The following is a 12688-nucleotide window of genomic DNA, read 5'->3' as shown; positions in this document are numbered from 1 at the left end:
GTTTCCAGATCGAGGAGAGGCAACTGGCTTGGCCGATGCAACGTCCTTCGATTTGCTATCGATGGTCCCTATCCCAAGGAGGAAACATGGCTCAGTTCAGTGCAGCGCCCGGCAATCCCGCAATTCCCACTTACGGAGACGGCGGCGTGCCCAGCGATCCGTCGATGCCCGCAGGCTACAGCGAGAGGCTGTACAACGAAGACCTGGCGCCGCTGCGCCATCAAACCTGGGGCGCCTATAACATCTTCGCGTTCTGGATGTCGGACGTGCACAGCGTCGGCGGTTATGTGTTCGCGGGCAGTCTGTTCGCACTTGGGCTGACAAGCTGGCAGGTCCTGATCGCGCTGCTGGTCGGCATTGCCATTGTCAACGTACTCTGCAATCTGATTGCCAAACCGAGTCAGGCGAACGGCGTGCCTTATCCGGTGGCCTGCCGCGCGACGTTCGGTGTGCTCGGCGCGAATATCCCTGCCGTGATTCGCGGTTTGATCGCGGTAGCATGGTACGGAATCCAGACTTATCTGGCTTCGAGCGCACTGGTGATCGTGGTGCTGAAGTTCGTTCCGCAACTGTTGCCGTACGCGGATGTGCATCACCATGGGTTCATGGGTCTCTCCACCTTGGGCTGGGCCGGTTTCATGTTGCTGTGGGTCTTGCAGGCACTCGTGTTCTGGCACGGCATGGAGACCATCAAGAAGTTCATCGACTTCGCCGGTCCGGCGGTCTACGTGGTGATGTTCATTCTCGCGGGCTACATGGTGTATCGCGCAGGATGGCGAAACATCGGCATCAACCTGGGCGGTGTCAAATACCACGGCATGCAAGTGGTGCCGGTGATGATCACGGCAATCTCACTGGTGGTCTCGTACTTCTCCGGACCGATGCTGAATTTCGGCGATTTTTCCCGCTACGGCAAGAGCTTTCGCAGTGTGCAGCGCGGTAACTTCTGGGGCTTGCCGGTCAACTTCCTCGCCTTCTCGCTGGTGACGGTGATCACGACCGCGGCGACGCTGCCGGTATTCGGCGAATTGATCACGGACCCGGTAGAAACGGTGGGCCATATCGACTATCCGACCGCGGTGATTCTCGGCGCATTGACCTTCACGATCGCAACCATCGGTATCAATATCGTCGCTAATTTCGTTTCGCCGGCTTTCGACTTCTCGAACGTCGCGCCGCGTCTGATTAGCTGGCGTGCGGGCGGCATGCTCGCGGCCGTGGCGTCGATTTTCATCACACCGTGGAACCTGTTCAATAACCCGGCTGTGATTCACTACACGCTTGATGTGCTCGGCAGCTTCATCGGACCTTTGTATGGCGTCCTGATCGTTGATTATTTTATCGTGAAGCGTCAGAAGGTCGTGCTTGATGATCTCTACTCGGTTTCGCCGGCCGGTTCATATTGGTACACCAACGGTGTCAACTACCGAGCCGTGGCCGCATTGTTGCCGGCTGCGCTCATCGCGGTGATCTGCGTGATGGTGCCGACGCTCGACGGGCTAGCCAATTTTTCGTGGTTCATCGGGGCTGGATTGGGTGCAGTGTTCTACCGTGTGCTGGCTCGCTGAGCCCGTGCTGCAACAGGAGTCGATATGCGCATCAAACTGATCAATCCGAATACGACGCAACGCATGACGGACGCCATGGGCCGCTGCGCACGCGAAGTCGCCGCGCCCGGCACTGAAGTGATTGCGGTGAATCCCACGATGGGGCCGCCGTCGATTGAAGGCTATTACGACGAAGCGCTCGCGACGCCCGGCTTGCTGGCCGAGATCATCGCCGGTGAGCGCGAGGGCTGCGACGGTTACGTGATCGCCTGCTTTGGCGACCCCGGTTTGTACGCGGCACGGGAGTTGGCGCGCGGTCCGGTGATCGGCATCGCCGAAGCGGCGATGCATGCGGCAAGCGTGCTGGCACCGGGATTTTCGGTGGTGACCACGCTGGCGCGCACGTGCGGCATGGCGTGGCATCTCGCGGAGCGCTACGGCATGAAGCGGTTCTGCCGCAACGTGCGCGCCACCGACGTCGCCGTGCTCGATCTGGACAAGCCCGGCTCGGCGGCGCGCCGCATCATCCTCGATGAATGCCGGCGCGCGCTGGAGGAGGACGGATCGGATGCGATCGTGCTCGGTTGCGCTGGCATGGCCGAGTTGTGCGCGGAGATTGAAGATGCCTTGGGCGCGCCGGTGATCGAGGGCGTGACGGCGGCAGTCAAATGGACCGAGGCGCTGGTCGCGCTACGGCTGTCGACGGCCAAGCGGGGTGACTATGCCCGGCCGCTGGCCAAGCGCTACGACGGCGCGCTGGAAGCCTTCAGTCCGGCTGATGCGGACCCAAATCCCCAGCCGCCTCGCGATTCGGCCGCAAGCGCCGTGGAAAGTGCAAATTCGACCGGTTTACTGCGGGTAAACACCACAGAACGCCCAGTGGGACCGGATTCGCACATACATCCCGTCTGACACGCACTATCTGCCCGGGTGTATGGGCGCACCCGGGTGTTTTCGCTACACTGGTCCCACTCGGCGTTGGTACCCGAACACGATTTGCCACTGGTTCTGGTGCCGCTGTTCAGGCCTGTTTTCGCCCGCGCCGGCATGCCGTAATAACGCAAACGCACGCAAACGCATGCAACGCCACGCAAACCCCACGTGCATGTCACGTGAGTTCTACGCGAATTTTACGTACCGTCATCACGCTTTCGTCAAACCATGCCACTCGACTCGAACTATCCACGCGATCTGATCGGCTACGGCCGCCACCCGGTGCAGGCGAACTGGCCGGGTCGAGCGCGCGTCGCGGTGCAATTCGTCCTGAACTACGAAGAAGGCGGTGAGAATTGCGTGCTGCACGGCGATCCGGGCTCGGAGCAGTTTCTGTCGGAAATCGTTGGCGCGGCGTCTTATCCGGCTCGTCACATGAGCATGGAATCGATCTACGAATACGGCTCGCGCGCCGGCGTGTGGCGTATCCTGCGCGAATTCGAAAAGCGCAGCCTGCCACTCACGGTGTTCGGCGTCGGCATGGCGATCGAACGGCATCCTGATCTGGGGCGCGCCTTCGTCGAGCTCGGTCATGAGATCGCTTGCCACGGCTATCGCTGGATTCACTACCAGGACGTGTCTCCGGAAAAAGAGGCGGAACACATGCGCCTCGGCATGGAAGCGATCGAACGCATTACGGGTGAGCGGCCGCTCGGCTGGTACACCGGCCGCGACAGTCCCAATACGCATCGTCTGGTCGCCGAACACGGCGGCTTCCTGTACGACTCGGATTACTACGGCGACGATCTGCCATTCTGGATGGATGTCGAAGTGACGGGCGGTGCAAAGAGCCCCTCACTGATCGTGCCGTACACGCTAGACACTAACGATATGCGCTTTGCGAGCCCGCAAGGCTTCAACACCGCGGACCATTTCTTCACGTACCTGCGCGACGCATTCGACGTGCTGTACGAAGAAGGCGACGAAGCACCGAAGATGCTGTCGATCGGCATGCACTGCCGCCTGCTCGGCCGCCCTGGGCGTTTCCGCGCATTGCAACGTTTTCTCGACCATATCGAACAGCACGATCGCGTGTGGGTGACGCGGCGCGTCGATATCGCGCGGCACTGGCGCGAACATCACCCTTACCAACAAAACAACCGCGGGGCAGCGGCATGAAGGCGATGCAATACACTCTGGACCAACTCAACAGCACCTCGACCGACGCGTTCGTCGCGGCGCTGTCGGGCATTTTCGAGCACTCGCCGTGGGTTGCGGCAATCGCCGCCCAGCAACGGCCGTTTGCCAGCATCGATGAATTACATCGAAAGATGTCGTACATCGTCGAGACTGCCGGTGAAGAGAAGCAACTGGCGTTGATCAACGCCCACCCGGAGCTCGCCGGCAAGGCTGCGGTGCGTGGCGAGTTGACGGCCGAATCCACGCGTGAGCAGAGCGGCGCGGGCCTTGCCCAGTGCACACAGGAAGAATTCGACAGGCTGGTGGCGTTGAATAGCGCCTATCGCGAGAAGTTCGGCTTTCCGTTCATCCTCGCGGTGCGCGGTTACGACCGCCACGGCATCATCGCGAACTTCGAGGCGCGCGTGAACAACGGCCGCGCGGATGAATTGCGCGCCAGCCTCGATCAGATCTACCGCATCGCACGTTTCCGGCTCGACGACCTGGTCGACGCGTAAGGCTTTAACTACGCGTCGCGGACCTCGAACCGAAACGTTTTTTCAGCACTAGCAAACATTAAGGAAGACAAAGATGGCACTCCCGATTCTCGACCCCAACGCACCGGAATTCACGCGCCGCTATGTGAATCTGGCGGACCCGCGTCTGGGCGCACAGGCGCTCGAGGCCAGCGACGATTTCTTCGCACCGAAGGATCGCATGCTGAATCCGGAGCCGGCCGTCTTCATTCCGGGCAAGTACGACGACAACGGTAAGTGGATGGACGGCTGGGAAACGCGCCGCAAGCGCGCGAACGGCTACGACTGGTGCGTCGTGAAGCTCGCGCGTCCGGGCGTGATCAAGGGTCTCGATCTCGACACCAGCCACTTCACGGGTAATTTCCCGCCGGCGGCTTCGGTTGAGGGTGCGCGAGTCGTGGACGGCGTACCGAACCAGTCGACGCAATGGACCGAAATCGTTCCGTCGACCACGCTGCAAGGCAACAGCCACCACTATCACGAAGTCAGCGACGCGAATGCTTACACGCACCTGCGCGTGAACATCTACCCGGACGGCGGTATTGCGCGTCTGCGTGTGTATGGCCAGCCGCAAGTCGACTGGGCAGGCGCAAGCCGCACCGAGCAGTTCGATCTGGCCGCGATGGAAAACGGCGCGTATCTGGTCGCGGCGAACAACCAGCACTTCGGTGCAGCGTCGACGATTCTGATGCCGGGCCGCGGCGTGAACATGGGCGACGGCTGGGAAACGCGTCGCCGCCGTGAACCGGGCAATGACTGGGCGATCGTCGCGCTGGCACAACCGGGTGTGATCAAGAAGATCGAAGTCGATACGGCTCACTTCAAGGGCAACTATCCGGATCGCTGCTCGATCCAGGCCGCGTATGTAACGGGCGGCACGGCCAGCTCGCTGATCACGCAAGCCATGTTCTGGCCGGTGCTGCTGGGTGAGCAGAAGCTGAAGATGGACAACCAGCACTATTTCGAAAGCGAAATCGCTGCATTGGGTCCGGTGACGCACGTGCGCTTCAACATCATTCCGGACGGTGGCGTGTCGCGTCTGCGTCTGTGGGGCACGCTCGCATAATGAAAACGCTGGCTATCGAACCGCTGACGAAGGAAGCGTTCGCCCCGTTCGGCGACGTGGTCGAACTCGAAGGCGCGAAGCAGATTCCGATCAACCTCGGCACCACGATTCGTTATCACGATCTCGCGAAAGTGGACGTGACCGACGAGAACGGCCGCACGCTCGTGAACCTGTTTCGCGGTCAGCCGCGTACATTGCCGTTCGAAGTGAAGATGCTTGAACGGCATCCGCTGGGTAGCCAGGCCTTTGTGCCGCTGAACGACAAGCCGTATCTGGTGGTCGTGGCGCCGGCGGGCGAACTGGACCCGACTCGGATCCGTGCGTTTGTGACGAGCGGCTGGCAAGGTGTGAACTATGCGAAGGGTGTCTGGCACCATCCGCTGATTGCATTGGGCGACGTGAGCGACTTTATCGTCGTCGATCGTGGCGGCGATGGATTGAACCTGAACGAGCAGGATCTGGCCGAGTCGCTTTGGCTCACTGAAGATGCGTTGAGCGCGGTAACCGTTTGAGGTCGTTGCTTTAGCGTAGTACGTTGAGCCGGTTGGTTGTAAAAAAAGCCCACAGTACTTGCTGTGGGCTTTTTTCTTTTAAGGAAGGCGACGGCAGGGGCAACTGATCTTTCAGCTACGCTTGCCTAAGAGCGGTGAGTGCCCGATCACTTCGCGCGCACGCTCCGCCGGCTCCGGCGCCGAGAACCCCGCGGCTTCGATTGCCGGTTTGAGTCCTTTGAACTGCAGGCTTTTTTTCGGCGATCGTAGCGATGCCGTGCCGTCGTCCCAGGCGTGAAGCATGTGTTTCGCGACGTGGTGCCACCGTGGCTCGTTGCGCGCCGCTTCAATCAATTCGTGACCGACAGCGACCGCCGAATCGCACAACGCTTCGACCATCTGCGCGTATTGCCGTGGTGCGATTCCCATGCGGGTGTTAAAAAAGCGCTCGAGCGTTTTGCCTGCCGCCCAGGTCTTACGGCCGTCGATCGGCAGGCCCGGTGGATTGGCCGCGAAACGCGGATAAGCCTGCGTCGTGACGATGTCGTAGACAGGCGTGAACGCGACGTCATCCACCGACGTGTAGAGCAGCGCGACATTCTTCGTATGGCAGTCCGCATTGCGCACGACGTAGTTTGTCAGCAAGTGCCAGGCGAGATGCTCGAGTTGCTGGCGCATGCTGTCACGGTCGAGCAGGTAGGCTCGCGCGGCATTGAGCATTTTTTCGCTGGTCGAATTGTATTTTTCGTGTGGCGGCAAACCTAGCAGGCCACACATGTCTTCGACACCATAGGCTGGCAGCCCATGCGTATCGACGTCGAAGCGTTCGACAATCAGCGCCCGGCCATCGTCCGACATCTGCGTGCGCGCGACAGGCGCTACGCCAAGCCGTTCGAGCACGCGCATCGAGTAGAACTCGTTGAAACCGAGGAACGGCGTGCTGTCATCGGAGCCTTTGACGATGTGGCGGCTGGTTCGGATTGTCGGTTTGCCGAGCGGCGTCGGTGTGGACGCGCTGGAAGCGTCCGTTTGAGGTGCGATGAACTTCGGCACGGCACCCGAGATGGCCGCGCGCGCATATTCACGAACCAGCGCAGCGAAATGTTCGGCGGTGTTGTCACCGTGCAGGATGTCCTGCACGTCTAACGGTTGCAGTTCGGTGCCCGGCGCGACGCCTTCGGGCGTCACGGTGACGCGGCCAATCCCCATGGCGCCGACTACGGCAAGCAGCGACAGATCGGTGCCGTCGAGCAAGGGGCCGAATTGCTCGCGGATCAGATTGAGCAGGTAGCCCTCCGGCAGATTTTGCCGGAAAAACGGATGCAGGTCGCGCGGCCAGCGCCAGGCTTCTTCGCGTACCGGCATGGTCAGACTGATGAAATCGGCCGCCGTTGCGTCACGATCGTATTTGAGGACGTAGTCGTCGCGCTCGCGAAACAGCGTAGCGACGTGCTTGCCCTGTACCTGAACGTCGAGCCTCATGAGTCCGTGTCCGGCATGCGTTGTTCAGCCAGGATGTCTTCGAGCGTGCGCCCGTGACCGTGCGCGACAAACTTGAGGTCGTAGCCGGCCGCTTCGAGCAGACGCACAAGCACGGACACACTCATATCGTTTTTGGCGAGCGTTTCCATACGCGCGACGGTGGTGCGAGCCACGCCCGCGCGGTGGGCCAATTCCTCTTGCGACAGGCGGCTTTCGCGCCGAACGGCCTTTAGCATGTCCGATACGTCAGCGAGATTGGTCATTTGTAGCCCCAGGGCATCAAATTTTCAATTGTAAGTCTATATTGTAGCCCATGAGGCACAAATCATTTTATTGTTTTGTGCCTCATGGGCTACAATTTCTCGAATTTACTTTAATTCGTATCTCTTGGGCTACAATTTTAATTGTCATTTTTAACAAGCAACCCTGACTGACAAACAAAAAAGCGGGCTTCCCGCTCATGCGAAAAGCCCGCTTCATGCTGCTTTGCCAAGCCGGGCAACGCACCCGGCGAGCTCATTACTTCACCGCACCGCCTTCGAACCACGCGGCGATCTTCATCCGCTCGTCGTCGGTCATGTGTGTGACGTTGCCCAGCGGCATCGCCTTCAACGTCACCGCCTGCTGATAGATCCGCTGTGCGTTCTGCGAGATCTCGTCGGGCGTATCCAGCAACACGCCGGCCGGCGCACTGCCCATCATCGTCGGATGAGCGGAGTGGCATGCCACGCAGCGCTGTTGCAGCACCGGCGCAATATCGGCCACCTTGATGCTCGGCGCATTCGCAGCTTGTGCTTGCGGCACGACCGGCTTCGGCATTGTCGAGAAGAGGGCGGCGAACATCAGCACGATACCCACCAGCGGCAAGTACCACAGCACCTGGCCACGGTGACGCATCACGAAGAACTGGCGAATCAGCGCGCCGGCCAGCATGATCATCAGCAGCACGACCCAGTTGTACTGATTCGTGTATGTCATCGCGTAGTGGTTCGACAGCATTGCGAACACCACCGGCAGCGTGAAATACGTGTTATGCACCGAGCGTTGCTTACCGCGCTTGCCGTAGATCGGGTTCGGCGTTTCGCCCTTGAGCATCGAGGCAACCATCTTGCGCTGGCCCGGGATGATCACGAAGAACACGTTCGCCGACATGATCGTTGCCAGCATCGCGCCCATGATCAGGTAAGCCGCGCGGCCCGCGAAGATATGGCACGCGAGGTACGCCGCGATCACCACATAAACGCCGACGCAGATGCCGAGTACCTTGTCTTTGTTGCCGAGCAGACGGCACAGCGAGTCGTAGACGATCCAGCCTGCCGCGAGGAAGCCGAGCGCCGAAGCAACCGCGACCACCGGGCCCATGTCGAGCACGTTCTTGTCGATCAGGTAGGTGGACGGCGCGAGCAGATACAGCACCGTGAAGAGGCTCGCGCCCGACAGCCACGTGGTGTACGACGGCCACTTGGACCAGTGCAGATCGTCCGGCATTTCCGGCGGTGCGACGGTGTACTTCTGCATGTTGTAGAAGCCGCCGCCGTGCACGTGCCACAACTCGCCGAACACGCCACGCTTGCGCTGGTTCGGGTCCGTAGGCGGTTTCAGGCTGTTGTCGAGCGCGACGAAATAGAACGATTCGCCGATCCAGGCGATGGCGACGATGACGTGAAACCAGCGCAATGCCAGGTTCAGCCAGTCAGTGATAAAGCCTTCCATGAAACTCCTCCACTTCTGATTCGTTGTACGCGCAACGACGCCTGTGCCTTGATTGCGCCTTCGGGACCCGGTTGATGGGTCGTCGGCATGCACGGTGTCGCTGCGCAGACTGCGGGGTGAGAGACGCGGTGCGCTCAGTTCGCACAGCGCCGTTTTTTATTGGAACTTCGGGTCGAGTCGCTCGCGTTCGATTGCGCTTCGCGGGTGTCTCCAAGGATCCGCACAATGCAATCGGGCGCGCTCGCACTACAGCGCGACTTCAACCTCGTCCTCCTCCAACGCCTATCGATACGCTCCGTTCGGCTCAACTGCCCCGATAGGTGCTGTACGACCACGGCGATACCAGCAGCGGCACGTGATAGTGTGCAGCGGCATCGGCCACGCCGAAGCGCAACACGACGCGATCGACAAAACGCGGCTCCGGCACCTTCGTGCCGATCGATGCAAAGTAGTCGCCGGCGCCGAACACGAGTTCGTATTCGCCCGGGACCAATGCGTCGCCTTCGAGCAGCGGCTGGTCGCAGCGGCCGTCGTCATTGGTGATGGTGGTTTTGAGCGCGCGGCGGGTGTCGCCGGAGAGCGCAAAGAGTTCGACCTTGATGCCCGCGCCGGGACGGCCGTTCGCGGTGTCGAGCACGTGGGTAGTGAGCTTTCCCATTCGCAATTTTCCTTATGTGAATGCGAGGTTTCGGCGGCGGCCCGATCCAGAATACGTTGCGGCGGATCGAGGCTCCACGTCAGTGGCTACATACCCGTCGGCGAATTGAAGCGAGCGCCGTGGCAGCCATTGTAAAAAGGATGTTCACCTCAGCGCGCGCGAGATAGGAAAGATAATACCTGGCGCATGACAGACAGCCTGCTGAAAGCCGCATCGAGTCGATTCGTTCGACTATTGCCGTGTAATTCGATCGTACCGGCGCCAAAAAAGGCCCACTATATCGGCAGCGTGAGGTTGGGTATCGCACTGGCACGAGTTGTCAGCATTATTTTGGCCGTCGAAGGTTACACCTGTGCGCTGCAGCAAACCTGAGTGAAGCGCGGCACACCCCGAAGACGGCGGAAACACGCTGGGTAACCGGGCCAACGGCGTTCGACGGGACGCGGCGGCACGGTTGGCGTGCTGTCACATCGCGTTCGAACGGCTTTGCACGGAAGCAATGAAGCGGAGAAACGAATGACGATGGAGCAGGCGGCTATGAAGCCGAAAAAAACGATGTTGGTGAAGCACGCTGACGTGCTGGTCACGATGGACGGCGCCCGGCGCGAACTGCGCGACGGCGGTCTGTATATCGAGGACAACCGCATCGCCGCGGTCGGTCCGACCGCGGAATTGCCGCAAACGGCCGACGAAGTGCTGGACATGCGCGGCCATCTGGTGATTCCAGGGCTGGTGAACACGCACCACCACATGTATCAGAGCCTGACGCGCGCGATTCCCGCTGCGCAGAACGCCGAACTGTTCGGCTGGCTGACCAGCCTCTACAAGGTGTGGGCGAACCTCACACCGGAGATGATCGAAGTCTCTACCTTGACGGCGATGGCCGAGCTGTTGCTGTCCGGTTGCACGACTTCGAGCGACCATTTGTATATCTACCCGAACGGCAGCCGCCTCGACGACAGCATCGTCGCGGCGCAGCGGATCGGCATGCGGTTTCACGCAGCGCGCGGCAGCATGAGCGTGGGGCAGAAAGATGGCGGTTTGCCGCCGGATTCGGTGGTCGAGCGTGAAACGGACATCCTGAAGGACACGCAGCGCCTGATCGAGACGTACAACGACGAAGGGCGTTACGCCATGTTGCGCGTGGTGGTGGCGCCGTGCTCGCCGTTCTCGGTGAGCCGCGACCTGATGCGTGAATCGGCGGTGATGGCGCGGCATTACGGCGTATCGATGCACACGCACCTGGCAGAGAACGTCAACGACATCGCGTACAGCCGCGAGAAGTTCGGCATGACGCCGGCCGAGTATGCCGAAGACCTCGGCTGGGTCGGTCACGATGTATGGCATGCGCACTGCGTGCAACTGGACGACGCGGGTATCGAACTGTTCGCCCGCACCGGCACCGGCGTCGCGCATTGCCCGTGTTCGAACATGCGGCTCGCCTCGGGGATTGCGCCGGTCAGGCGGATGCGGCTTGCCGGTGTGCCGGTGGGCCTGGGCGTGGACGGTTCGGCGTCGAACGACGGTGCGCAAATGGTCGCGGAAGTGCGCCAGGCGCTGTTGTTGCAGCGGGTCGGCTTCGGGCCGGACGCGATGACCGCGCGTGAAGCGTTGGAGATTGCGACGCTAGGCGGCGCGAAGGTGCTCAATCGCGACGACATCGGTGCATTGGCGCCGGGCATGGCGGCGGACTTCGTGTCTTTCGATTTGCGTCAGCCGCTGTTTGCGGGCGCATTGCACGATCCGGTCGCGGCACTGGTGTTCTGCGCGCCGTCGCAGGTGAGCCATAGCGTGATCGGCGGCAAGATGGTGGTAAAGAATGGTCAGTTGACGACGCTGGAGCTTGGACCGGTCATCGAGCAGCACAACCGGTTGGCGAAGACGCTTTACGAAGCGGCAGCGTAACGTTGCAGTAACGACGGAATAAGGGCGAAACAGAAGAAGGCGGTCTGTCGGCATCCACAAAAACGGGATGCCGACAGACCGCAGCACAAAGATCAAGGCTTGTCGATCAACGTCTTGGTGGCTTCGGCAACCAGACTGCGCAGCCAGCGGACTTCGTCGGAGTAATGCACGCGTTCGTGCCACAACTGGTAGTACTGCATCGGCGGGAAGTCGAGCGGTGCGGGCACCACGGTCAGCGGCAGGAACTTGGCGTAGTAGTCGGCAAACAGGCGCGTGGTCGTGAAGATCAGATCGGACTTGATCAGGACGTAGGGCGCCAGATTGAAGTATGGCAACGTAACGACCACATGACGTTTTAAGCGTTCGCGCGCGAGATGCACGTCGATCGCGCCGCGCTGGCCCACCGAGTAAGGAGTAGGCGCAAGATGCGGGGCATTCAGGTATTGGTCGAGCGTCAACCCGCCGCGTTTGGCGAACGGATGCGCGTTGCTCATCAGGCAGACGATCTGATCGACGAACAGATTCGACAGGTGCAACTGCTCCGGCGGCTCGGGCCAGTTGCCGACCACGGTGTCGAGCTTGCCGTCCTCGAGCGCGAGTTCGTAGTCGAACGCCGGCCCGAGCGAGTGAAATTCGAGCGTCGCGTTCGGCGCGGCCTGACGAAAGCGCTCGACCACCGTCGGCACGAACAGCACGTTCAGGTAGTCCGGGCAACCGATCCGATAGCAGCGGATCGAGGTTGCCGGGTCGAAGTTGTGCTGCTGGAACTTGATGCGTTCGATCTCGCGCAGCGCGTTTTGCACCGGTTCGAGCAGGCGCAGGCCGTACTCGGTCGGCACCATGCCGGATTTGCCGCGCACCAGCAGCGGGTCGCCGGTGATGTCGCGCAAACGGCGCAGGGCCGCGCTGATGGCGGGTTGCGATTGATTCAGTTTGACGGCCGCGCGCGTGACGCTGCGTTCCATCAACAGGGTGTGCAAGACGCGTAATAGATACGTATCGATCGCCTCGCGTTGCTGACTCATGACTTCTCCGAAATATATGTTCTGGCTGATCGAACGGGCGTGGGTATATATGGCTTTTAATATGAACACAAAGCCACGTCAAGAGTGGGATACCCGCAGAGCACGCTGCGACGGGGGTTTGCGGGGAATTTTGACGGCTCGACTGGGCCGGTC

At 60.9% G+C, this 12688-nt stretch carries 12 protein-coding genes; 7 read left to right on the top strand and 5 right to left on the bottom strand.

Annotated features, from left to right (window positions below):
- The first annotated feature begins 86 nt into the window (after positions 1-86).
- From ACUN0E_RS32230 to ACUN0E_RS32205, 6 genes are all read left to right on the top strand, one after another.
- Positions 87-1568, top strand: a complete 1482-nt coding sequence (locus ACUN0E_RS32230) for an NCS1 family nucleobase:cation symporter-1 (protein WP_445569113.1) — start codon at positions 87-89, stop codon at positions 1566-1568.
- A gap of 24 nt (positions 1569-1592) precedes the next feature.
- Positions 1593-2459: an aspartate/glutamate racemase family protein gene (locus ACUN0E_RS32225; protein WP_445569112.1), complete on the top strand. Its 867-nt coding sequence runs from the start codon at positions 1593-1595 to the stop codon at positions 2457-2459.
- A gap of 249 nt (positions 2460-2708) precedes the next feature.
- Positions 2709-3659 (top strand): allantoinase PuuE, encoded by a 951-nt coding sequence (gene puuE / locus ACUN0E_RS32220; protein ID WP_408223435.1) that lies wholly within the window; start codon positions 2709-2711, stop codon positions 3657-3659.
- Positions 3656-4177: a 2-oxo-4-hydroxy-4-carboxy-5-ureidoimidazoline decarboxylase gene (uraD, locus tag ACUN0E_RS32215; RefSeq protein WP_445569111.1), complete on the top strand. Its 522-nt coding sequence runs from the start codon at positions 3656-3658 to the stop codon at positions 4175-4177. The genes puuE and uraD overlap by 4 nt, the downstream gene beginning before the upstream one ends.
- 73 nt (positions 4178-4250) lie before the next feature.
- Positions 4251-5261, top strand: coding sequence for an allantoicase (alc, locus tag ACUN0E_RS32210; RefSeq protein WP_445569110.1), 1011 nt, complete (start codon positions 4251-4253; stop codon positions 5259-5261).
- On the top strand, positions 5261-5773 hold the full coding sequence (locus ACUN0E_RS32205; protein ID WP_445569109.1) for an ureidoglycolate lyase: 513 nt from the start codon (positions 5261-5263) through the stop codon (positions 5771-5773). Before alc ends, ACUN0E_RS32205 begins: the two co-directional genes overlap by 1 nt.
- Positions 5774-5884: 111 nt before the next feature.
- On the opposite strand, the gene ACUN0E_RS32200 is transcribed toward ACUN0E_RS32205, so the two are convergent.
- The 4 genes from ACUN0E_RS32200 to uraH all read right to left on the bottom strand — a co-directional run bounded on the left by ACUN0E_RS32200 (position 5885) and on the right by uraH (position 9605).
- The gene (locus ACUN0E_RS32200; RefSeq protein ID WP_445569108.1) at positions 5885-7234 is read right to left on the bottom strand and encodes a type II toxin-antitoxin system HipA family toxin; all 1350 of its coding nucleotides are present in this window, start codon (positions 7232-7234) and stop codon (positions 5885-5887) included.
- On the bottom strand, positions 7231-7497 hold the full coding sequence (locus tag ACUN0E_RS32195; RefSeq protein WP_408223427.1) for a helix-turn-helix domain-containing protein: 267 nt from the start codon (positions 7495-7497) through the stop codon (positions 7231-7233). Before ACUN0E_RS32195 ends, ACUN0E_RS32200 begins: the two co-directional genes overlap by 4 nt.
- 256 nt (positions 7498-7753) lie before the next feature.
- Positions 7754-8947, bottom strand: a complete 1194-nt coding sequence (locus tag ACUN0E_RS32190; protein ID WP_445569107.1) for a urate hydroxylase PuuD — start codon at positions 8945-8947, stop codon at positions 7754-7756.
- A gap of 304 nt (positions 8948-9251) precedes the next feature.
- Entirely contained in the window at positions 9252-9605 is a 354-nt protein-coding gene (gene uraH, locus ACUN0E_RS32185) for a hydroxyisourate hydrolase (protein WP_445569106.1), read from the bottom strand.
- 516 nt (positions 9606-10121) lie between these two features.
- Between uraH and ACUN0E_RS32180 the strand changes: the two genes are divergently transcribed.
- Positions 10122-11510 (top strand): 8-oxoguanine deaminase, encoded by a 1389-nt coding sequence (locus ACUN0E_RS32180; RefSeq protein ID WP_445569105.1) that lies wholly within the window; start codon positions 10122-10124, stop codon positions 11508-11510.
- A gap of 92 nt (positions 11511-11602) precedes the next feature.
- Here the strand turns inward: ACUN0E_RS32180 and ACUN0E_RS32175 are convergent, their stop codons facing one another.
- A complete protein-coding gene (locus ACUN0E_RS32175; RefSeq protein ID WP_172176057.1) occupies positions 11603-12535 on the bottom strand; it encodes a LysR substrate-binding domain-containing protein in 933 nt (310 codons plus the stop codon).
- Between the last annotated feature and the right edge of the window lie 153 nt (positions 12536-12688).

Source organism: Paraburkholderia sp. D1E, assembly GCF_052682275.1.
The sequence above is the reverse complement of the archived record's forward strand: the minus strand, read 5'-3'. Positions and strand labels throughout refer to the sequence as shown.

Coding starts and splice junctions, on each gene's coding strand:
- ACUN0E_RS32230 (WP_445569113.1), top strand. CDS start 87: ATGGCTCAGTTCAGTGCAGCGCCCGGCAATCCCGCAATTCCCACTTAC.
- ACUN0E_RS32225 (WP_445569112.1), top strand. CDS start 1,593: ATGCGCATCAAACTGATCAATCCGAATACGACGCAACGCATGACGGAC.
- puuE (WP_408223435.1), top strand. CDS start 2,709: ATGCCACTCGACTCGAACTATCCACGCGATCTGATCGGCTACGGCCGC.
- uraD (WP_445569111.1), top strand. CDS start 3,656: ATGAAGGCGATGCAATACACTCTGGACCAACTCAACAGCACCTCGACC.
- alc (WP_445569110.1), top strand. CDS start 4,251: ATGGCACTCCCGATTCTCGACCCCAACGCACCGGAATTCACGCGCCGC.
- ACUN0E_RS32205 (WP_445569109.1), top strand. CDS start 5,261: ATGAAAACGCTGGCTATCGAACCGCTGACGAAGGAAGCGTTCGCCCCG.
- ACUN0E_RS32200 (WP_445569108.1), bottom strand. CDS start 7,234: ATGAGGCTCGACGTTCAGGTACAGGGCAAGCACGTCGCTACGCTGTTT.
- ACUN0E_RS32195 (WP_408223427.1), bottom strand. CDS start 7,497: ATGACCAATCTCGCTGACGTATCGGACATGCTAAAGGCCGTTCGGCGC.
- ACUN0E_RS32190 (WP_445569107.1), bottom strand. CDS start 8,947: ATGGAAGGCTTTATCACTGACTGGCTGAACCTGGCATTGCGCTGGTTT.
- uraH (WP_445569106.1), bottom strand. CDS start 9,605: ATGGGAAAGCTCACTACCCACGTGCTCGACACCGCGAACGGCCGTCCC.
- ACUN0E_RS32180 (WP_445569105.1), top strand. CDS start 10,122: ATGACGATGGAGCAGGCGGCTATGAAGCCGAAAAAAACGATGTTGGTG.
- ACUN0E_RS32175 (WP_172176057.1), bottom strand. CDS start 12,535: ATGAGTCAGCAACGCGAGGCGATCGATACGTATCTATTACGCGTCTTG.